The organism is Microbacterium sp., from assembly GCF_047602155.1.
Classification (GTDB): domain Bacteria; phylum Actinomycetota; class Actinomycetes; order Actinomycetales; family Microbacteriaceae; genus Microbacterium.
The window spans coordinates 647,942-668,805 of sequence record NZ_JASGHZ010000001.1; the positions used below are offsets into that span (position 1 = coordinate 647,942).

The window sequence follows — 20,864 nt, forward strand, 5'->3', positions numbered from 1 at the left end:
CCTCCGTAGGATGGGGCACGTGAGCGACGTCCGCAAGCTCGACCTGAACCTCATCGTCGTGCTCGATGCGCTGCTCAGCGAGCGCAACCTCACGCACGCGGGCGAGCGCGTCGGCATGACCCAGCCGGCCGTCAGCAGCGCGCTGTCCCGGCTGCGCGAGCTGTTCGACGATCCGCTGCTGGAGCGCGAGGGCCGCCAGTTCGTGCTGACCCCGCGCGCCACGTCGCTCATCCCGAGCGTCGCGGAGTGCATGGCGTCGGTGCAGCGCACCTTCGACACGCTGCCGGGGTTCTCCCCCGCCGAGAGCACCCGCACATTCCTCGTGTCGGCGTCGGACTACGTGCTCGCCGAGATCACGAGCCCGCTGCTGACGGTGCTCGGCCGCGAGGCGCCGCACACCCGGGTCGAGTTCGTGCCGCTGCCCATCGAAGACGTGGTGTCGCCGGTCGACCTGCTGCGCCGCGACATCATGATCGCCGGAACCGGGCGGGGCGTGCCCGGCAAGCGGGCGTCGCTGTTCTCCGACCGGTTCGTATGCATCGTGGATGCCGCCAATCCCGCCCTCCGGGACGGCGCGCTCTGCCTCGACGCGCTGCGCCGGCTGCGTCATGTGCGCTGCGTGTTCGGCGCGCACTCCTCGACGCACATCGACGACATGCTCAGCGCCGCCGACATCGTGCCGCGCACGGCGCTGACGGTGCAGGGCTTCATGCCCGTGCCGTTCGCCATCGCGGGCACCGAGTGGGTCGGCTGGGTGCCCGAGCGCACCGCCACCCGCTACGCCGACCTGCTGGGGCTCGTCATCGCCGAGACGCCCATCGCGCCGAGCGTGCTCGTCGAGGCGGCCCACTGGCATCCGTCGAAGTCCGACGACCCCGCGCTGCAGTGGCTCGTTCAGCAGTTGCGCCGCGCCGCCGAGCTCGTCGAGTTCGGCACCGACGCCCCCTGAGCGCCCCAGGCCACGACACCGCATCGCAGCCGTCGAACCCGCCGCTTGCGCACGAGCCGGCCGGTTGCGAACCGTGCGCAACCGGCCTGGTCGACGCCAAGGGGCGGGGTCAACGGGGCGGGGTGTGCGCCCGGTGCTCAGTGCGGGATGCCGAGATCCCTGCTGTTGCCGTCGAGGTCGGTGTAGACGAACGAGTTGTAGGCGACGAGGATGTCGCTGAAGCGGTCGGTCTCGTCGATCTCGTACATGATGACACCGTCGAACTCGAACGTCTCGCCCGTGCGGACGGGACCGAACAGCGACGCGTCGGCGTCGTGCTTGGCCGTGAAGACCGTGTTCATCTGGATCGCGGCGCGCCTCGCATCGGACACGAACCGCGGCACCGTCAGACGCTCCACGAAATCGGGCCAGATGAGGTCGCGGTAGTGGTGCTTCATCCCGTCGACGCCGGTGAACTCGAGCGTGCCGTTCTTCATGTGCATGTCGGGCGCGAGGTAGTCGTCGAAGGCGGTGTCGTCTTCCTCGTTGAACCGGCGGATGTACTCCCGGAAGCGTGGCTCGTCCATGCCTCCACGCTAGGACGGGTGACGGATGCCGGGAACCTCGCTGCGCCGATGCCTACTACCGGCACCGGGCGCTAGAGCTGCCCGCCGGCCTCGCGGACGAAGCGGACCATGTCCTCGCGCGGCAGCGGGAAACCGTCGAGCCGGCCGACCGGGAAGTTGCCGACGAGCCGCAGCAGGTACTCGACCCCGGCGCCGTGGCGAGCCTCCAGTGCGGCGCGCAGGGCGCCGCCGACGGTCGCGTCGGCCAGCAGCTCTTCGATCGACGAGTCCATCGAGATCGGCAGCACGACGTCGTCGCCGGCCAGCGTCACCGAGGTCGAGCTGCGAAGGTCGCGGCTCGAGGCCCCGACCTCCACGAGGTACTCGCCGCCCTCGATGACCCACGCCTGCGGCCGCTCGTCCCAGTAGGCGAGTTCGCTGCGGCGCAGGACGATCTCGGCATCCTTCGTCTCACCCGGCTGCACCTCGACGACGGCGAAGCCCTTGAGCTCACGCGGCGCGCGCTGCACGACGGAGGCGGCCAGCGACGTGTACACCTGCACGATCTCGCGCCCGGCGACGGAGCCGGTGTTCGTGACGGGCACGGTGACGACGACGTCGCCGCCGGCGTCCACGGACGCCGACGCGTCGCCGTACGCGAACGTCGTGTACGACAGGCCGTGACCGAACGGATACGCGACCTCGAGCTTCTTCGCGTCGTACCAGCGGTAGCCGACGAGCACGCCCTCGCCGTAGCGCGTGTGCCCGAGCTCGCCGGGGAAGCTGCCGTAGGCGGAGTTGTCCTCGAGCCGCACCGGGATCGTCTCGGTGAGCTTGCCCGACGGGTTCACCACGCCGTACAGCACGTCGGCCGTCGCGGAGCCGCCGGCCTGGCCGAGCAGCCACCCCTCGACGATCGCCGCGACGCGGTCGCGGAACGGCAGTGCGACGACTCCGCCGTTGGACAGCACGACGACGACGGGCGTCCCGGTCGCGATGACGGCGTCGAGCAGCTCGAGCTGCAGCGCCGGCAGGTCGATGTGGGTGCGGTCGAAGCCCTCCGACTCCTCCGCCGCGGGCAGCCCGAGGAACACGACGGCCGCTTCTGCGCCCGCCGCCGCGGCGACGGCCTCGGCGCGCAGGGCGCCGGCATCCCCGGAGCCGTCGATCGTGAAGCCGGGAGCGAAGGCGACCTCGCCGGAGGCCGCGGCGCGGATGGCGTCGAGGGCGGCATCCACCCGGGTCGGGACGATCTGCGACGACCCGGCGCCCTGGTAGCGCGGCGTGCGCGCGAACTCGCCGATCACGGCCACGCGCGCCTCGGGCGCGAGCGGCAGCACCGAGCCCTCGTTGCGCAGCAGCACGATCGAGCGGGTCGCGGCTTCGTGGGCGAGCGCGTGATGGGCGGCGACGTCGAGCGGGCCGCCGATGCGCGGGCGCGCCTCCGCCTTGTTCACGAGGTCGATGACCCGCTGGGCGGCGAGCGTCACGGCCGCCTCGTCGAGCGACCCGTCGCGCACGGCCGCGACCAGCTGCGCGTCGGTGCGGCCGCCGCTGGACGGCATCTCGAGGTCGAGGCCGGCGGGCAGGCCCACGACGCGCTCGTGCACGGCGCCCCAGTCCGAGACGACGAGACCCTCGAAGCCCCACTCGTCGCGCAGCACCTGCGTCAGCAGCCACGGGTCCTCCGAAGTCCACACGCCGTTGAGACGGTTGTACGAGCACATGACCGTCCACGGCTGCGTGTCCCTCACGACGCGCTCGAAGCCGCGCAGGTAGATCTCGCGCAGCGGTCGCGGGTCGATGTCGCTCGACGAGCGCAGGCGATCGGTCTCCTGCTGGTTCGCGGCGAAGTGCTTCAGCGACGAGCCGACGCCCTTCGACTGGATGCCGCGCACCAGGCCCGCGCCCATGATGCCCGAGACGATCGGGTCTTCGGAGAAGTACTCGAAGTTGCGGCCGCACAGCGGCGAGCGCTTGATGTTGATGCCCGGCCCCAGGATCACCGCGACGTCCTCGATGGCCGACTCGACCCCGAGCGCCTCGCCGATGCGCTCGGCGAGCGCCGCATCCCACGATGCCGCAAGGCCCACCGCCGGCGGGAAGCACGTGGCGGGCACGCTCTCCGCGAGGCCCAGGTGGTCGCTGGCGCCCGCCTGCTTGCGCAGTCCGTGCGGGCCGTCGGTCAGCATCAGCGCCGGGATGCCGGCCCGCTCCAGCGGCTTCGTCGTCCAGAAGTCGGCGCCGCTGGTGAGCGAGGCCCGCTCTTCGAGGGTGAGGTCGGATGCGGTTACGTCGGTCATGCGGTGCTCCTGGGTGTGGGTGTGGATGCGGTCAGTCGTTCGCGGCCGGGACGACGGCGCTCTCGCCGGCGCGCAGCACCGTCTGTCGTCCGTTCACGGTCGCCGTCAACTCGGCGCCCGCTGGGCCGGAGACCTCGATCGTGGTGGCGTCGTGGTCGGCGTGCACGCGCAGCGTGAGCCCGCGCCACGAGAACGTGTAGCGCACGGCCTCCCACTCCGGCGGAATCCACGGCGCGAAATCGAGCACGCCGTGGTCGACGGTGAGCCCGCCGAAGCCGCCGGTCAGCGTCGTCCAGGTGCCGGCCGCCGAGGCGATGTGCATGCCGTCGGCGGTGTTGCCCTGGTTGTTCGCGAGGTCGACGAGCGCGGAGCGCGTGAAGTACTGCAGCGCGCGGGTGCGGTCGCCCACCGAGATGCCGATCTTGGCGTGCACCGACGGGCTCAGCGAGCTCTTGTGCAGGGTGCGCGGCTCGTAATAGTCGAAGTTCGCGAGCTTGACGTCGTGGCTGAACTCCTCGGGGAACATGAGCATCAGCTCGAGCACGTCGGGCTGCTTGAGCAGCTGCGTGCCCTCGAGGTTGTGGTGGTGGTAGCCCTCGGGATACTTCGGCATGTCGTTCTCGTCCCACTCCGCGACGGGGACGTCCTCACGCTCGAAATAGCCGGCGAACTGCTCGATGACGCCGTGCTCGTTCGCCACGCCCTGCACGATGCGGTCGGCGACATCGCGCCACTGCGCGGGGGCGCCGGCATCCATCCCGAGAGCAGCCGCGAGCGCGGCGAGCGTGTCGGGTGCGTCGGCGGCCAGCTGGTCGTGGACGTCGGCGGCGTAGCGCAGGTGCCACTGCACGAGGAAGTTCGTGAACGCGTTGTCGTCGACGTGCGAGTGGAACTCGTCGGGGCCCATCACCTGACGCAGGTGCACGCTGCCGTCGTCGTCGGTCTCGACGAACGACACCCAGAATCGGCTCGTGTCGAAGAGGATCTCGGCGCCGAAGTCGTAGAGGAAGTCGATGTCCTGCGTCGCCTCGACGTAGCGGAAGATGCCGTAGGCGACGTCCGCCGTGACGTGCACCTCCTCTTCGCGCGTCCAGAACCGCTCGCTGCCGTCGGCGGTGGTGGTCGGGCACTCCTCGTCGCCGGTGGCCGCGGCCTCCCAGGCGAAGCGGGCACCCTCCTTGCCGTACAGGTCGACCGCGTTGCGGCGCGCGCCGGGGAGCGTGTGGTACCGATAGCCGAGCAGCGCCCGCGCCATCGCCGGGTTGGTCTGCAGGTAGAACGGCAGCATGACGCACTCGGTGTCCCAGAACACGTGCCCGCGGTAGCCCTCGCCGCTCATCGACTTCGCGCCGATGTTGACGGTGGGGTCGTCGGGGTTCGCCGTGATGAGCAGGTGATAGATGCTGAAGCGCACCGCCGTCGTCAGCTCGTCGTCGCCGACGATCTCGGCGTCGCTGGCGGCCCACAGCTGCGCCCATTCGGCCGTGCTGTCCGCGACGATGGCGTCGATGCCGGCCTCGCGGCCCGCCCGGGCGGCGGCGATCGCGCGGGCGGCGAGATCCTCTCCCGGGACGGCGTCGACGTCGCGGCTCGTGCGCACCGCGACGACCTTGTCGAGCCGCACCGTCTCGCCCTCGGCGACCGGCACCGTGACCAGGCGCCGCACGTCGTCGGCCGCGCGCACCGTCTCGACGCGGGATGCCGCCGGCGTCACCGACAGCGCCGCGGCGAAGGCGAGCACGTCGCCGGTGCCGCGCGTGCGGGTGGTGAGCTCGAGCACGTCGTCGCCCGTGACGACGGTGCCCTGCGTCTCCAGGTGGATGCTGCGGGCCCACTTCGCCCACTTCTCCTCCGTCGTGAAGGTGCGTCCCTTGGGGTAGACGGGGAGCGCCTCCATGTTGGTGCGGTCGCCGTCGATGCCGGTGATCAGCTGCACCTCGCCGCCGTGGTTGAGCGGAGTGACCTCCACCCGCAGCACGGCGAGGTCGCGGTCGCGCATCGACGCCGTGCGCGCGGTGTCGAACCGGGTGCGGCGGCCCTCGGCATCCTCGAAGACGGTCGAGCGCCAGAGGATGCCGGTGGACATGTCGAGCGCCCGCTCGTGCGAGACGACGGTGCAGCTGTCGACGCTGAGCCGCGTGCCGGCGACGACGACGGCCGTGTCCAGCCAGTCGGGGGCGTTGACGAGGTCGATGACGATCGCGTCGTGGCCGTCGTAGACGCCGGCCAGGAACGATCCGGGGACATCGCCGCGGTGGCGCTCTTCGTGCGACCCGCGCGCCGCGAGGCGGCCGTTGCCGACCGTGAACTGCGTCTCGTAGACATTCGCGGCGTCGCGGTCGAAACCCGACTGGCGGATCGTCCACTCGGCGCCGAGCTCGCCGAACTGCTGTGCGAGTGAGGTGCTCATGCGCCGTACGCCGCCCGGATCTGCGCGGTCGTCGTGGCGAAGTCGCCGTAGCCGTCGAGGCGGGTCGCCGCGGCACGTTGCGCGCCGACGGCGTTGCCGTAGCGGCAGGCGGTCTGCGCGCTGCCGTCGAGGAGGTAGCCGAAGGCCATGCCCGCAGCGAAGGAGTCGCCGCATCCGGTCGTGTCGACGACGTGCTCGATCGGCACCCGGCCGACGACGGTCTGCACGAGGCCGCCCTGCTCGTCGAGGGTGAACGCGACGCAGCCTTCCTCGTCGAGCGTGACGCACAGGGCGCGCAGGCCATGCCGCAGGGTCGCCTCGGCGAACTCGGCGAGGTGGTTCAGGGTCACCGGGTCTCCCGGGGCGCGGTCGTCGCCGGGTTCGGGGAGCCAACTGCAGCCGGCCTCTTCGAGGTTCATCTTGAGGATGTCGATGGACGGCAGCCACTCGTTGATGTCGATCCACAGGCGCCGCACGCGTTCGCCGCCGTGCGAGATCGACGTCGTCGGGCCGTGGCCGTCGAGCAGGATGACACCGCTGCTGTGGGCGCGGATGTACTCCAGGGTCGTCTGGGTCACCTCGTAGTCGGTGATCGGCACGCACACGAACGCGTCGGCGTCGAGGGCGAACTCGACGTCTTCGGGGGTGATCGGCGCCATGAAGCCGGTCTGACGCTCGAGGCGGTTGTTCTGGTCGACGAAGCGCAGCTCGACGACGTCGCCGCCGTGGGGCTTTGCGCGCACGCCCTCCAGCGACACGTTGGGGTAGGCGGAGAGGATGTCGCGGATCGCCGCCTCGTCCTCCTCCGCGACGTTCACGACGGGCAGGACCACCCCGTTCTCGCCGAGCAGCGACGACAGCGCGATCACCGTGTAGAGGGCGCATCCGTACTTGTCGAGCACGTCACCGCGATGGGTGATGATGTGGTCGCGAGGGATCGGACCCAGAACGGCGATCTTCTGGAACGGGCGGTCGCTGGCGCTCATGGAACGTGCCTCCTCATCGAGTGCGTCGAGTGCGTCGAGGCCCATTCTGGCCGGATTTGCCCCGCGCGTCGAGCGCGCCGGGACGCATTGCGGGGCGTGTTGTCCCGCGCCGGCGCGGGAAAACCTTCGTGGCCTGGGTTTTTGCCGCTTGGCCCGCGCGGCGCATCACACGCATTTGCCAGCTTGCGGGGCGACACCCGCCTTTGCACCCGAATGCCGCCACCTCCGCGTCGCCCCGCGCCGCACCCTCGCCACACCCCGACGCGCGCCCCCGCGCCGCTCCGCGCCGCCCCGCGAATGTGTCAGCATCCGGGGCAATGCACCCCACGTGACCCCGGATGCCGCCAACTCCGCGCAACGCCCCGCCACAGATGTGTCAGCATCCGGGGTGACACCCACCTTTACGCCCGAATGCCGCCACATCCGCGCCGCACCCGCGCCGCACCCCGACGCGCGCCCCCGCGCCGCCCCGCGAATATGTCAGCATCCGGGGCAATGTACCCCACGTGACCCCGGATGCCGCCAACTCCGCGCAACGCCCCGCCACAGATGTGTCAGCATCCGGGGCGACACCCGCGCGTGACCCCGGATGCCGCCAACTCGGCGCGACGAAAAGCCTGCGCCTCGCAGGATCCACTCCCCGCGCACACCCTCGTTCGTGGCGAGCAGCAACCGGCACAGCGATCAATAGGGTTACTGAATGATGCCCGCGCGGATGCGTCGAGGCGGAGAGGAATCCATGAACGTCGAGAGCACAGATCGTCGCCCCGAGGGGTGGTGGCGATCGGCCGTCGTGTATCAGGTCTATCCGCGATCCTTCCAGGACTCGAACGACGACGGCATCGGCGATCTCCGAGGCATCACGAGCCGGCTGGACCATCTGTCCGAACTCGGTGTCGACGTGGTGTGGCTGTCCCCCGTGTACCGCTCGCCGCAGGCCGACAACGGCTACGACATCAGCGACTACCAGGACATCGACCCGGTGTTCGGAACACTGGCGGATCTCGACGAGCTGATCGCCGCACTGCATGCGCGGGGCATGAAGCTGATGATGGATCTCGTGGTCAACCACACCTCGGACCGGCATCCCTGGTTCATCGAATCGCGGGACCCGGCCTCGCCTCGGCGCGATTGGTACTTCTGGCGCCCTCCTCGCCCCGGGCACGCACCGGGAACCGAGGGCGCCGAACCCGACGGACATCCCGCCGCCTTCGCTCCGTCGCGGTGGATCCACGACCCGAGCAGCGGCGAGTACTACCTCGCGCTGTTCAGCCCCGGGCAGCCCGACCTCAACTGGGAGAACGAAGCGGTTCGCCAGACGGTCTACCGGATGATGCGCTGGTGGGTCGCCCGCGGCGTCGACGGATTTCGCATGGACGTCATCAACCTGATCTCGAAGCCGGCGGCGATCACGAACGGCGGTCCCGTCGTTCCCACCGAGTTCTTCGAGCGGGGCTCGCGTCTGGACGAGTTCCTCGCCGAGATGAATCGCGAGGTCGGGCTGGACGAGCAGCGGCTGCTCACTGTCGGCGAGATGCCGGGCTCGACCGTGGAGACGGCGATCCTCGCCACCGATCCGTCGCGCCATGAACTCAACATGGTGTTCACCTTCGAGCACATGATGCTGGACAACGAGCCGGGCGGGACGAAGTGGGACCTCGCCGACCTGTCGCTGCCGGTGCTCAAGGCGAACCTGGCGCGCTGGCAGAAGGAGCTGGAAGGCCGCGGATGGAACTCGCTCTACCTCGACAACCACGACCAGCCCCGCGCCGTCTCGCGCTTCGGCGATGACAGCCCCGCGCACCGCGTGAACTCCGCCAAGACCCTGGCGACGGCGTTGCATCTGCACCAGGGCACGCCATACATCTACCAGGGCGAGGAGTTCGGGATGACGAACGCGCCGCTGACCGAGATCGAGCACTACCGCGACCTCGAGTCGCTCAACCACCACGCCCGGGCCACCGCCGCGGGCGTGCCGGAAGAGGTCATCCTGGGCGCCCTCGCCGCGCGCAGCCGTGATCACGCCCGCACCCCCGTGCAGTGGGACGACTCCGCGCACGCGGGATTCACGCGTGCAACGCCCTGGTTCGCGGTGAATCCGAACTACACCGACATCAACGCCGCCGCCGACCGGCAAGACCCGCATTCGGTGTTCGCACACTACCGCCGACTCATCGCGCTCCGCCATCGGGACGAGACGGTGCGCGAGGGTCGGTTCGACCTGCTGCTCCCGGAGCACGAGCAGCTCTGGGCGTTCACGCGGACCCTGGGTGACGACGTGCTTCTCGTCATCGCGAACTGCTCCTCGCAGCCCGCGGATATCCCGGACACCGGGCTGCCTCAGGTGGCGGGAGCGGCGCTCGTCCTCGGCACTCACCTCGGGGAGATGTCCGATGTGCTCGCCCCGTGGGAGTCCCGGATCCTGCGGCTCCCGTAGCGCAGGCGCGCGCCGCAGATGTGTCAGCATCCGGGGCGATGCGCCGCTGTTGGGCCCGGATGCTGCCAGATCTGCGCGACGCCGAGCAACGCCGCGACGCCGATCTGTCAGCATCCGGGGCGACACCCACGTTTGCGCCCGGATGCTGCCAACTCCGCGCGGCGCCGCAGCGCGGATGTGTCCGCATCCGGGGTGATGCGCGCACGTGAGCCCGAATGCCGCCAACTCCGCGCGGCGCCGGGCAACGCCACGCAAGGCATCGCGGCGCCGCGATGCGGATATGTCAGGTTCCGGGGCGACACCCACGTTTGCGCCCGGATGCTGCCAACTCCGCGCGGCGCCGCAGCGCGGATGTGTCAGCATCCGGGGTGATGCGCGCACGTGAACCCGGATACCGCCAACTCCGCGCGGCGCCGGGCAACGCCACGCAAGGCATCGCGGCGCCGCGATGCGGATATGTCAGGTTCCGGGGCGACACCCACGTTTGCGCCCGGATGCTGCCAACTCCGCGCGGCGCCGCAGCGCGGATGTGTCAGCATCCGGGGTGATGCGCACGCGTGAACCCGAATGCCGCCAACTCCGCCAACCCCGCGCAACGCCGCGCCGCCGATGTGTCAGGTTCCGGGGCGACACCCACGTTTGCGCCCGGATGCTGCCAACTCCGCGCGGCGCCGCAGCGCGGATGTGTCAGCATCCGGGGTGATGCGCACGCGTGAACCCGAATGCCGCCAACTCCGCCAACCCCGCGCAACGCCCCGACGCGGATGTGTCAGCATCCGGGGTGATGCGCGCGTGTGAGCCCGCACGACAGGAGGCTCGTGGAGCCGCAGGCGCTCAGGAAAAAACAGGCTCTGACCAGGCGAAAAGTGGCGGAGTCGGAGGGATTTGAACCCTCGGTCCCCTTGCGAGGACTCCACCTTAGCAGGGTGGTGCACTAGGCCTGACTATGCGACGACTCCCGGCGTCCGGCTGCCGAAGCGGCGCGGACACGCCCAGCAATCATAACCGGTGCAGGGCGCCGTGCCGAACCAAGGCCGAACCGCAACCCAACTCGGGCCTAGTGCTGCGCGACGGTGCAGGTGACCTGCGCGGCGGTCTGCCCGGTGATGGATGCCGGCAGCTCGACCCCGGTCTCCACGGGCGTGGGCTCTTCCGTGGCGGCATCCGTCGCAGCATCCGTTGCACCGGGTGTCGGCGTCGCGGTCGATTCGGTGGTCGGCTGCTCGGCCTCGCCGACGACCTCGGTGCCGTATCCGCCGCTGGTCGATCCCGTCAGGATGAGCGGCTGGTTGTCGGCGAGCGCCTGGAACAGGACGTCGGCCGCCGAGTACACCGGCTGCACGCGGCCGCTGGTGGCGTACACCGTCGGGTACTGCACGAACACGATGTCCTCGTACGGCACGCTCTTGACGGCCATCGCGATCTGCACCATCCGCTGCGGATTCGCCAGCGACGAGCTCAGCACGAGCTGGTCGCTGGTGACCTGCTGCAGCGCTGTCGTGGCGAGGTTCAGCAACACCGCCGGGTTGCCGAGCACGCCGTCGGACTGGAGCTTGCGCACCATCGAGCTCATGAACTGCTGCTGGTTCGAGATGCGCCCGAGGTCGGACCCGTCGCCGATGCCGTGGCGGATGCGCAGGAACTGCAGCGCCTGCACGCCGGACAGCGAGTGGGTGCCCGCCGTCAGCGACAGCCCGGTGTTGCCGTCACTGATGTCCTCCGATACGCACACGTCCACACCGCCGATCGCGTCGGACATGTTGACGACCCCGGTCCAGCGGATGGCCGCGGCGAACTGGATGTCGACGCCGGTCAGGTTCTCGACCGTCAGCACGGTGCACGACAGTCCGCCGTACGAGTACGAGACGTTGAGCATCTGCGAGCTCATCGCGGAGTACTGCGTGCCGTCTTCGCCGGTGCACGATGGGATCGGCACGAGCATGTCGCGCGGGAACGAGATGATCGTCACGCGCCGCGGGTTGTCGCTGATGTGCACGAGGAGGGTGACGTCGTTGCGCTCGCCCCCGGTGGTCTCTTCCTGGCACGCGGTGGACAGTGCGGTGTTCGCCCCCTCGCACGAGTCGGTCCCGACGAGCAGCAGGTTGACGCCGCCCTCGATCTCACCGATGGTCGGCGGCAGCTGCGAGTCGTCGTCGCCGATGTCGACGGAGGCGGCCTCGACGGCGTGCGCGACATCCCACAGGGCGAACGCGCTGACGCTGCTGATGCTCACGACCGCCACGGCGACGATCGCGCCGAGCACGGTCAGGATCTGCGTCAACGGATGCGGCGACCTCAGGATGCCGTGGCGCGCCACCGGCTCACGGCGCGGCGCAGTCTTCGCGGGGCGAGGGCTCACGGGGATCCTTTCGAAGCGGAGGGTGTGGGATTCGAACCCACGGGACATCTCTGCCCACCGGTTTTCAAGACCGGGTCCATCGGCCGCTCGGACAACCCTCCCGACGGAGGCCGTCGGCATCCATCAGACAGGGGGAGTCTAGTCGAGCAGACGTCCTCCATCATCGCGGGTGCGCCTGTGCGGGCGCTGAAAGACGACGCGTCACAGACTCCGCAAGACGTCGGCGACGCCGCCCGCGTAGACGGATGCCGTCACCTCGCCCGCGCTGCGCAGCACCTCGTCGGGCCCCTGCCCCATCGCGATCGCGCGGCCGCCGTGCTCGAGCGCCCAGCGGAACATGCCGAGATCGTTGCGGCCGTCGCCCATGACGAGCACGCGCTCGGGCTCCACGCCGAGCCACGTGCGCACGCGCTCGAGCGCCGTCGACTTGTCGACGCCCTGCGGGGCGATGTCCAGCCACGCCGACCAGCCGATCGCGTACGAGACCTTGTTCAGCCCGATGTGCGCGGCGAGCTCGGTGAAGTCGTCGGCGGTCTCGTCGGGCGAGACCACGACGACGCGGCAGACCGGTTCGCGGGTGAGCTCCTCGAAGCTCACGCGGCGGGCGTGCACGAGGTTCCAGTCGTCCATCTGCTCGGTGTACCGGCGGCGGCCGTCGGCGAGCTCGACCATGTAGCGCGCGTCGGGCAGGTGCTCGTGCAGCAGGTGCAGCACCTCGGCGGGGTCGAACGTCTCCACGTGGAACCGCTCGTAGCGGACGTCGGCGTGCACGGGCCCCCGGTCCGCCTCGGGTCCCCGAGGCGCCGGCCCGACCCGCTTCATGATGACGGCGCCGTTCGAGCAGACGGCGTACTCGGGCGCGAGGGCGAGCACGTGCTGGATGCCGCGGGTGCCCTCCCAGCTGCGGCCGGTCGCGAGCATGACCTCGTGCCCCGCGCGGTGCGCGTGCGCGACGGCCTCGACGACGCCGGGGCTGAGGGTCTCGTCCTCGAGCAGCACGGTGCCGTCGATGTCGAGAGCGATCAGCAGCGGCGGGGTCGCGACGTGCTCGGCGTCGCCGGCGAGCCGGTCGACGAGCTGCGCCGCCGCGGCGCCCGGAACGACCTGGATCGACCCGGTGGGCGGCAGCTGCTCGTCGACGCCCGTCACGCGACCGGCTCCGCGACGGCGAGCCCGCCCAGGTAGGGCCGCAGCACCTCGGGGATCACGACCGACCCGTCGGCGCGCTGATGGGTCTCCAGCAGGGCGACGATCCAGCGGGTCGTGGCGAGCGTGCCGTTGAGGGTCGCGACCGGGGCGGTCTTGCCGCCCCCTCCGCCTTCCACCGGTGGCCGATACCGCACGTCGAGGCGACGGGCCTGGTAGGTCGTGCAGTTGCTCGTGGACGTCAGTTCGCGATAGGCATCCTGCGTCGGCACCCATGCCTCGATGTCGTACTTGCGCGCGGCGGACGAGCCGAGATCGCCGGCGGCGACGTCGATGACGCGGTAGCTGAGGCCGAGGTCGCGCAGCATGCTCTCCTGCAGTTCGACCAGGCGCAGGTGCTCCGCCTCGGCGTCGTCCGGAGTCGTGTAGACGAACATCTCCAGCTTGTTGAACTGGTGCACGCGGATGATGCCGCGGGTGTCCTTGCCGTACGACCCCGCCTCGCGGCGGTAGCACGTCGACCAGCCGGCGTAGCGCTTCGCGCCGCCCGTCAGGTCGAGGATCTCGCCCAGGTGGTAGCCGGCCAGCGGCACCTCGCTCGTGCCGACGAGGTAGAGGTCGTCCTCGTCGAGGTGGTAGACCTCGGCGGCGTGCTGGCCGAGGAACCCGGTGCCGCGCATCACCTCGGGGCGCACGAGGGTGGGCGGGATCATCGGGGTGAAGCCGGCATCCAGGGCGCGCTGCAGCGCGAGCGACATGAGCGCGTACTCCAGCCGCGCGCCGATGCCGGTGAGGAAGTAGAAGCGGCTGCCGCTGACCTTCGTGCCGCGCTCCATGTCGATGGCGCCGAGCCTCTCGCCGAGGGCGAGATGGTCGAGCGGTGCGAAGTCGAAGGATGCCGGCGTCCCGTGCGTCCGCAGCGTCACGAAGTCGTCCTCGCCGCCGGCCGGGACGCCCTCGATGACGATGTTCTCGATGCGGGCGAGGGCCGCCTCGGCGGCATCCTCGGCGGCGGTCGCGGCCAGCTGGGCGGCCTTGACGCGGTCGCTCAGCTCCTTCGCCTCGGCCACGAGCGCGGGCTTGTCGTCCTTCGAGGCCTGCGCGACGGCCTTGCCGTGCGCGTTCTGCGCGGCGCGCAGCTCTTCGAAGGCGGTGATCGCGGCGCGACGTTCGCGGTCGGCGTGGAGGGCGTCGTCGACGGTGTCGGGCGACTCGCCCCGGGCCTGCTGCGAGCGCTTGACGAGGTCGGGGTTGTCGCGGAGCAGAGCGAGATCGATCACGCAGCAAGTCTAGTTAGGGGTGGCGACAGGCCCGACCTGCCATGATGAGCCCGTGCCTCGCATCCACCACCTCGGCGTCACGGTCGCCGATCTCACCGCCGCGGCGGCGCAGTTCGACCCCGTCCTGACCGCGCTCGGCTACACGCGTCACGACGACGAGACGTGCATCACGTGGTGGGCCGGGGAGGCTCCCGGCATCCTGCTCTACGCCGCCCGCGAGCAGGGTACGGGGCCGCACGTGCACGGGCGCGTCGGCTGGCAGCACCTGGGGTTCGAGGTTGCCTCGCGCGACGAGGTCGAACGCCTGCACCGCATCGCGACGGATGCCGGGTGGACCGCCGTGCGCGAACCCGCGGAGTATCCGCGGTTCACCGCGACGTACTACGCGTCGTTCGTGGAGGATGCGAACGGCATCCGGATCGAGTTCCTGCACGCGTGACTTCACGCGCCGGCATCCTCCGGGTCGCCGGTGCCGCCGGCGTCGCTCACTGGCGGGGCGCCGACGATGTGCGAGATCGGGCGCCAGACGACGACGAGGGTCAACGCCGCGCCGACGAACGCGAACCACCAGGGGCCGGTGAGGCCCCAGAACTGGGCGATGACGCCGCCGAGCGCCTGGCCGATGACGAGTCCGCCGAAGACGCCGACCATGTTGACCGAGGCGATGCGGCCCTGGAGCTCCTGCGGCACGAGGCGCTGGCGGACGGTCGTGGAGATCGTGCCCCAGACGAAGGCGTAGAGCCCGAAGAAGAACATGATGACGAACGCCGCCCAGCCGGTGGTGAGGGCGAAGGCGAGGTGCATGAGCACCTCGGCCGAGAGGCAGACGCGAATGAGCGTCGCGAACGAGACGTGGCGTTCGAGCCAGCCGAAGCCCAGCACGGCGACCATGCCTCCCGCGGCGGATGCCGTGGTCAGCGCGCCGTAGCCGACCGGCCCGAGCCCGAGGTGCTCGGTGGCGTAGAGCACGAGCACTCCCCAGGGCGCCGCCCAGGTGACGTTGAAGACGAGGACGATGACGACGAGCGTCCGCACGGGCGGGTTGCGCCACAGCCAGCGCAGGCCTTCGGCGATGTCGGTGTGGACCGGCGTGCGGGCGGGGTCTGTGAGGTCTTTGCGTGGCAGCGGCGTCAGCGCCATGCGGGCGATGAGCACGATCGCCAGGGTCATGCAGACGGTCTGCACGAGGAACGGCCAGGCCGATCCCGCGGCGAAGAGGAATGCGCCCAGCGGCGGGCCGGCGAACTGGTTGGCGACGAGGTAGCCAGCCTGCAGGCGCGCGTTGCCGACGCCGAGGTCGGCGGGTGTCAGCAGCATCGGCAGGATCGAGCTGCCCGCGGTGTCGACGAACACCTCGGCGGTGCCGTAGAGGAAGGCGACGACCAGCACGATCCAGATGGTGGCCGTGCCCGAGACGAGGAAGGCGATGAGGGCCGCGACGACGACCGCGCGGGCGGCGCCCCCGACCATGACGAGCGTGCGGCGATCGAAGCGGTCGGCGACCGCGCCCGCGTGCAGGCCGAAGACGAGCCAGGGCAGGTACTGGAGGATGGCCCCCGCGGCGACGAGGATCGGCGACGACGTCATCGACGCGATGAGCAGCGGTGCGGCGGCCAGCGCGATGCCGTCGCCGATGTTGCTCGTCCACGACGAGCCGAGCAGCCAGCGGAAGCCGGAACCCAGGCGACGGGGAGCGATCAGTTCACCGAGGGAGGGCACCGCGTCAGCCTAGTGCGCAAGGCGCGCGGGCGCCGCCGCCCCTTCCCCGGGGTATCGTTGCGCCATGCCCACCGCCGCCGAATCTGCTGCAGACCGGCCGGTTCGCGGCGCCACGCCCGATCGGCGCGCGGCGCTCATCTACAACCCGATCAAGGTCGACGCCGAGGCCCTGCGGGCCACCGTCACGACCCACGCACGTGCGGCGAAGTGGGCGAAGCCCCTCTTCTATGAGACGACCCTCGAAGACCTCGGCGACGGCGCCGCGCGCCGGGCGCTCGCGAAGGGGGTGGATGCCGTTCTCGTCGCGGGCGGCGACGGCACCGTGCGGGCGGTCAGCGAGGCGATGAGCGGCAGCGGCATCCCGCTGACGATCGTGCCGAGCGGCACGGGCAATCTGCTCGCCCGCAACCTGCGGCTCCCGCTCGGCGACCCCGGCACCATGGTCGCGGCGACCTTCGCCGGCGACCGGCGCAGCATCGACGTCGGCTTCGCCGAGTTCACCCGCCCGGGCGGCGCGCGGGAGGAGTTCGCCTTCGTCGTGATGGGCGGCATCGGGCTCGACGCCGCGATGATCGCCAACACCAGCGGCAACCTGAAGAAGAAGGTCGGCTGGGTGGCGTACGTCGACGGCGCGGCGCGGTCGCTCGTGGGCGCGAAGCCGTTCCACGCGCTGTACCAGGTGGCCGGGCATCGGATGCATCGCACCCATGTGCAGAGCATCGTCTACGCCAACTGCGGCTCGCTGCCGGCCGGGCTGGAGCTCATCCCCGAGGCGTCGGTCTCCGACGGCGAGCTGGACATCGCGATCTTCCAGCCGAAGAGCCCGCTCGGGTGGTTGCTCGTGTGGCGTCGCGTCGCGTGGGACAACAGCGTGCTGCGCCGCTTCCGCGCGGGGCGCCGGCTCCTGCGCCTGCGCACGGCGGACAACGCGGTGCGGTACGCGCGAGGCACCGGCATCCAGGTCGCCGCCACCGACCCCCAGCCGGTGCAGCTCGACGGCGACGAGTTCGGCGAGGCGACCGCGCTGAATGTGCGCGTCGCGCCCGGCGCGCTGCTGCTGGCGGTGCCTCGCACGACGCCCTGAGCCGTCGGCATCCGTTCGCTTTCGGTCGCGGCAGATTGCGGGTCGGCAGCCCCGGCACCCGCACAACGCCGCGACCGAACCGGGGCGCCCCGACCTCGGTCGCGGCATAGTGCGGGTCGGCAGCCCCAGCACCCGCACAACGCCGCGACCGAACCGGGGCGCCCCGGAATGTGCGCGCCCGCACGCACGTTGGCACCTGTCATGACGACGCCTCCGGCCCTCTCCGTCCTCGACCTCGTGCCGGTGCGAACGGGGCAGACGAGCGCGCAGGCGGTGGCGGCATCCCTCGCGCTCGCCCAGCGCGCCGACGCACTAGGCTACCGGCGCTACTGGTTCGCCGAGCACCACAACATGCCCGCCGTCGCCTCGACGACCCCGCCGGTGCTGGTCGCCGCCGCGGCGTCGCGCACGAGCCGCATCCGCGTCGGGTCGGGCGGCGTCATGCTCCCGAACCACGCCCCGCTCGTCGTCGCCGAGCAGTTCGCCGCGCTCGAGGCCATCGCGCCCGGCCGCATCGACCTCGGGATCGGGCGAGCCCCCGGCAGCGACCCCGTCATCACGCAGCTGCTGCGCCGCAGCGGCACGACGAGCGAGGTCGACCGGTTCGGCGACCACATCCGCGACATCCTGGCGATCATGTCGGCGACCGGCGCGACGGTGCGCCTGGTGAGCGCCCCCGGTCACCCCGCGGACAGCACGTACGACATCCGCGCCACGCCGGCGGCATCCGGAACGCCCGAGGTGTGGCTGCTCGGATCGAGCGACTACTCGGCGCAGCTCGCCGCCGCGTTCGGGCTGCCGTACGTGTTCGCGAACCACTTCTCCGGCGAGGGCCTGGAGCGCGCGCTCGAGCTGTATCGCACGCAGTTCCAGCCGTCGGCGGAGCTCGCAGCCCCCCTGACCTTCCTCACCGCCAACGCCGTCGCCGCGCCGACTGTCGCCGAGGCGGAGGAGCGGATGCTCCCCCAGGCCCGCATGATGGCCCGCCTGCGCGGCGGCCGCCCGCTCGTCGCGCTCGAGACCGTGGAGCAGGCCGCGGCGGCCGAGGCGTCCGACCACCTGGCGGCGCCTCTCATCGACGCGCTGCACCACCGCTGGTTCGTCGGCACCGGCGCCTCCGTGCGGACGGACCTCGCCGCCTTCGCCGCCCGCCACGGCGTCGCGGAGGTCATGATCTCGCCCGTCGCTGCCGCCCGCGACGACGAGCCGATGGATGCCGCCACCGCCCGCATCCAGACCCTCGAGCTCCTCGCCCCCTGAGCCGGCGCGGCGCATCCCGCTGCCGCGTCAGCTCCGCCGCTCCCCTGCCGGTGCATGCTTGACCGTGCCCGTCGGCGTGCCGCGTCGGGGTGCCCGCCGGTGTGACGCGTCGGCGTGCCCGCCGGCGTGCCCGTCGGGGTTCAGTCGCGGCGAAACGCGGGTCGCGGCGGCGCGCACCCACAGGATGCCGCGACCGAACCGAGCCCCTCATCACTCGGTCGCGGCGAATTGCGGGTCATCCGCGGTCGCACCCGCAGAATGCCGCGACTGAACCGAACCCCTCATCACTCGGTCGCGGCGAATTGCGGGTCATCCGCGATCGCACCCACACATTGCCGCGACCAAAGCTCGCGCGGGAACAAGCCACCGCACCGCCGCTCCCCTGCCACAAGCCGCCGCCACACCCGACAGAACGCGACAGGCGAGCGGGGTTCGGTCGCGGCGAAACGCGGGTCGCGGCGGCGCGCACCCACAGGATGCCGCGACCGAACCGAGCCCCTCATCACTCGGTCGCGGCGAATTGCGGGTCATCCGCGGTCGCACCCGCAGAATGCCGCGACTGAACCCGCCGAACCCGCCGCAGCAACCGCAACCGCCGCAACCGCCGAAGCGCGCGACCGAACCGGCGGCGGGGCTACCCGGGCTCGCCGGAGATCAGGCCGCGCAGCCAGTCGCGCGCTTCGACGAACACGTCGTCGGCGTAACGGTCGGGGTAGTGCACGATGGCGCGGTCGGCGCGGGGGTACGAGCCCAGGTAGATCACCTTGGGCGAAAAACGCCGCAGCCCCAGCAAGGCATCGGCCATGCGCTCGTCTTCGATGTGCCCGTCGGCGTCGATCACGAACCGGTACCGGCCGAGCGCGTCGCCGATCGGCCGCGAGGCCAGCAGCGACAGGTTGATGCCCCGCGTCGCGAACTGCTCCAGCAGCTCGAGCAGCGCGCCGGGATACTCCTCGGGCAGTTCGACGATGAGCGACGTCTTGTCCGCCCCGGTCGGCGCCGGCGGCGCGACGGTGCGCCCGACGAGCACGAACCGGGTCACGGCGTTGGCGTTGTCGCCGATCGACTCGGCGAGCAGCTCCAGGTCGTAGTGCTCCAGGATGCCGGGGGGCGCGATCGCGGCATCCGCATCGCTCACGCCCTCCACGATCCCGACCGCCGAGGCCACATTCGACGCCGCGGGGAGGTGGGCGTGCTCGGGAAGGCGCGCCGACAGCCACTGCAGGCACTGCGCGTAGGCGACCGGATGCGCCGCGACCAGCGACACGTCCTCCAACCGCGTGCCGGGGCGCCCCACGAGCACGAAGTTCACCGGCACGAGATACTCGCCGATGATCCGCAGCCCCGGCATGGTCGCCAGGGCGTCCTGCGCCGTCGACACCCCGCCGTCGACGGAGTTCTCGATCGCGATCATGGCGGCATCCGACCGCCCCTCGACGACGTCGGCGAGCGCCTCGGCGACGTTGCGCACCGACCGCCAGTTCTGGTCGCGCGCCTCGGGCACCTGCGCGAGCGCCGCCTCGGTGAAGGTGCCGGCCGGTCCCAGGTAGCTGTAGGTACGACGAACGGGGGCGGCGGGCTCGGAACTCACGGGGGACAGCCTACTGGGGGCCTTCGCCGCCGGCCCGCATCACGATCGGCGCACGATTGCGCGGCACGACGCACCCGCCGGCGGCCTCGCCGTACGCTGGGGGCGTGAACCGACGTCTCGCCACCCCCCTTCTTGGCCTCGCCGCCCTCGCCCTCGTCCTCCCCGGCTGCGCCGCCGAGTCCTCCCCCACCCCGACCTCCAGCGGGTCGGCGTCGAAGCCCGCGGCATCCGCCTCGGCGAGCGCCACGCCCAGCGCCGGCGCGACGGGCGAGGCGACCGCCGACTGCCTCGTCGGCGAGTGGTACATGGGGCAGGACGAGCTCACCGCGTTCTACCAGAGCATCAACGAGGTCATGGCCGGTTCGGGCGTCGAGTTCAGCCCCGTCGGGTCGGCGACGATGACGATGGATGCCGCCGGCACCTACTCCTGGGCACCGAGCACCGAGGTGACGGCGCAGGTGTCGGGGGTGACGATCCTGGTGACGTTCGGCGGCAGCATGGAGGGCACCTACACGGCGACCGCCGACCGCATCACCAGCTCGCCGCTGGCCACGAGCGCCCTCGAGGTGACGGCGACGATCGACGGCGTGGCCACCGACCCGGGCGCGATCAGCGAGCAGATCGCGCAGGCTCCGGTCGGCGACGCCGCGTACACCTGCACGACCGACACGCTGACCCTGACGTCGGAGGTCGCGGGCGGATCGGCGACGTCGGTGTTCCACCGCCGCTGACACGGCGCGAGGCGGTCGGCGATTGCGCGATGCGCGCAGCCGGGTCGAGTGACAGACTGTGGGA

Annotated in this window: 15 protein-coding genes and 2 tRNA genes; 6 read left to right on the top strand and 11 right to left on the bottom strand. The window is 71.2% G+C overall.

Translation table 11 applies throughout. The features are described 5' to 3' along the window. Nucleotides 1–19: 19 nt before the first annotated feature. A complete protein-coding gene (locus QM720_RS03090; RefSeq protein ID WP_415124697.1) occupies nt 20–949 on the top strand; it encodes a LysR family transcriptional regulator in 930 nt (309 codons plus the stop codon). A 137-nt stretch (nt 950–1,086) separates the two neighbouring features. Here the strand turns inward: QM720_RS03090 and QM720_RS03095 are convergent, their stop codons facing one another. From QM720_RS03095 to QM720_RS03110, 4 genes are all read right to left on the bottom strand, one after another. After that, entirely contained in the window at nt 1,087–1,515 is a 429-nt protein-coding gene (locus tag QM720_RS03095) for a nuclear transport factor 2 family protein (protein WP_415124698.1), read from the bottom strand. A 71-nt stretch (nt 1,516–1,586) separates the two neighbouring features. Beyond that, a complete protein-coding gene (locus QM720_RS03100; protein WP_415124699.1) occupies nt 1,587–3,797 on the bottom strand; it encodes a glycoside hydrolase family 3 C-terminal domain-containing protein in 2,211 nt (736 codons plus the stop codon). 31 nt (nt 3,798–3,828) lie between these two features. Continuing rightward, nucleotides 3,829–6,207 (bottom strand): glycoside hydrolase family 65 protein, encoded by a 2,379-nt coding sequence (locus QM720_RS03105; protein ID WP_415124700.1) that lies wholly within the window; start codon nt 6,205–6,207, stop codon nt 3,829–3,831. Then, entirely contained in the window at nt 6,204–7,193 is a 990-nt protein-coding gene (locus QM720_RS03110) for a carbohydrate kinase family protein (RefSeq protein ID WP_415124701.1), read from the bottom strand. The genes QM720_RS03105 and QM720_RS03110 overlap by 4 nt, the downstream gene beginning before the upstream one ends. A gap of 739 nt (nt 7,194–7,932) precedes the next feature. On the opposite strand from QM720_RS03110, the gene QM720_RS03115 reads away from it, so the two are divergent. Beyond that, a complete protein-coding gene (locus tag QM720_RS03115) occupies nt 7,933–9,630 on the top strand; it encodes a glycoside hydrolase family 13 protein (RefSeq protein WP_415124702.1) in 1,698 nt (565 codons plus the stop codon). 867 nt (nt 9,631–10,497) lie between these two features. Here the strand turns inward: QM720_RS03115 and QM720_RS03120 are convergent. The 5 genes from QM720_RS03120 to serS all read right to left on the bottom strand — a co-directional run bounded on the left by QM720_RS03120 (nt 10,498) and on the right by serS (nt 14,415). Next, nucleotides 10,498–10,589 (bottom strand) — tRNA-Ser (locus QM720_RS03120). Nucleotides 10,590–10,687: 98 nt separating this feature from the next. Beyond that, nucleotides 10,688–11,989, bottom strand: coding sequence for an LCP family protein (locus QM720_RS03125; RefSeq protein ID WP_415124703.1), 1,302 nt, complete (start codon nt 11,987–11,989; stop codon nt 10,688–10,690). 16 nt (nt 11,990–12,005) lie between these two features. After that, nucleotides 12,006–12,090, bottom strand: a tRNA-Ser gene (locus tag QM720_RS03130). Nucleotides 12,091–12,190: 100 nt separating this feature from the next. After that, nucleotides 12,191–13,138: an HAD family hydrolase gene (locus tag QM720_RS03135; RefSeq protein ID WP_415124704.1), complete on the bottom strand. Its 948-nt coding sequence runs from the start codon at nt 13,136–13,138 to the stop codon at nt 12,191–12,193. Continuing rightward, complete coding sequence (gene serS / locus QM720_RS03140; RefSeq protein WP_415124705.1) at nt 13,135–14,415, bottom strand: serine--tRNA ligase; 1,281 nt, start codon at nt 14,413–14,415, stop codon at nt 13,135–13,137. The genes QM720_RS03135 and serS overlap by 4 nt, the downstream gene beginning before the upstream one ends. A 52-nt stretch (nt 14,416–14,467) precedes the next feature. On the opposite strand from serS, the gene QM720_RS03145 reads away from it, so the two are divergent. After that, nucleotides 14,468–14,854, top strand: coding sequence for a VOC family protein (locus QM720_RS03145; RefSeq protein ID WP_415124706.1), 387 nt, complete (start codon nt 14,468–14,470; stop codon nt 14,852–14,854). A 2-nt stretch (nt 14,855–14,856) separates the two neighbouring features. Here the strand turns inward: QM720_RS03145 and QM720_RS03150 are convergent, their stop codons facing one another. After that, nucleotides 14,857–16,134, bottom strand: a complete 1,278-nt coding sequence (locus QM720_RS03150; protein WP_415124707.1) for an MFS transporter — start codon at nt 16,132–16,134, stop codon at nt 14,857–14,859. A gap of 64 nt (nt 16,135–16,198) precedes the next feature. On the opposite strand from QM720_RS03150, the gene QM720_RS03155 reads away from it, so the two are divergent. Both QM720_RS03155 and QM720_RS03160 read left to right on the top strand, forming a co-directional pair. Continuing rightward, nucleotides 16,199–17,218, top strand: coding sequence for a diacylglycerol/lipid kinase family protein (locus QM720_RS03155; RefSeq protein WP_415124708.1), 1,020 nt, complete (start codon nt 16,199–16,201; stop codon nt 17,216–17,218). A gap of 201 nt (nt 17,219–17,419) precedes the next feature. Then, nucleotides 17,420–18,478 carry an LLM class flavin-dependent oxidoreductase gene (locus tag QM720_RS03160; protein WP_415124709.1) on the top strand — a complete coding sequence of 353 codons (1,059 nt, stop codon included), beginning with the start codon at nt 17,420–17,422 and terminating at the stop codon, nt 18,476–18,478. Between the two features lie 634 nt (nt 18,479–19,112). Here QM720_RS03160 and pheA read toward each other — a convergent pair. Next, the gene (gene pheA / locus QM720_RS03165; RefSeq protein ID WP_415124710.1) at nt 19,113–20,069 is read right to left on the bottom strand and encodes a prephenate dehydratase; all 957 of its coding nucleotides are present in this window, start codon (nt 20,067–20,069) and stop codon (nt 19,113–19,115) included. Between the two features lie 104 nt (nt 20,070–20,173). On the opposite strand from pheA, the gene QM720_RS03170 reads away from it, so the two are divergent. After that, on the top strand, nt 20,174–20,800 hold the full coding sequence (locus QM720_RS03170) for a hypothetical protein (RefSeq protein WP_415124711.1): 627 nt from the start codon (nt 20,174–20,176) through the stop codon (nt 20,798–20,800). The last annotated feature ends 64 nt before the right edge of the window (nt 20,801–20,864 follow it).

Bases quoted from the DNA above. Each gene is read 5' to 3' on its own strand.
- QM720_RS03095 (WP_415124698.1), bottom strand. From the start codon at position 1,515: ATGGACGAGCCACGCTTCCGGGAGTACATCCGCCGGTTCAACGAGGAA.
- QM720_RS03100 (WP_415124699.1), bottom strand. From the start codon at position 3,797: ATGACCGACGTAACCGCATCCGACCTCACCCTCGAAGAGCGGGCCTCG.
- QM720_RS03105 (WP_415124700.1), bottom strand. From the start codon at position 6,207: ATGAGCACCTCACTCGCACAGCAGTTCGGCGAGCTCGGCGCCGAGTGG.
- QM720_RS03110 (WP_415124701.1), bottom strand. From the start codon at position 7,193: ATGAGCGCCAGCGACCGCCCGTTCCAGAAGATCGCCGTTCTGGGTCCG.
- QM720_RS03115 (WP_415124702.1), top strand. From the start codon at position 7,933: ATGAACGTCGAGAGCACAGATCGTCGCCCCGAGGGGTGGTGGCGATCG.
- QM720_RS03155 (WP_415124708.1), top strand. From the start codon at position 16,199: ATGCCCACCGCCGCCGAATCTGCTGCAGACCGGCCGGTTCGCGGCGCC.
- QM720_RS03160 (WP_415124709.1), top strand. From the start codon at position 17,420: ATGACGACGCCTCCGGCCCTCTCCGTCCTCGACCTCGTGCCGGTGCGA.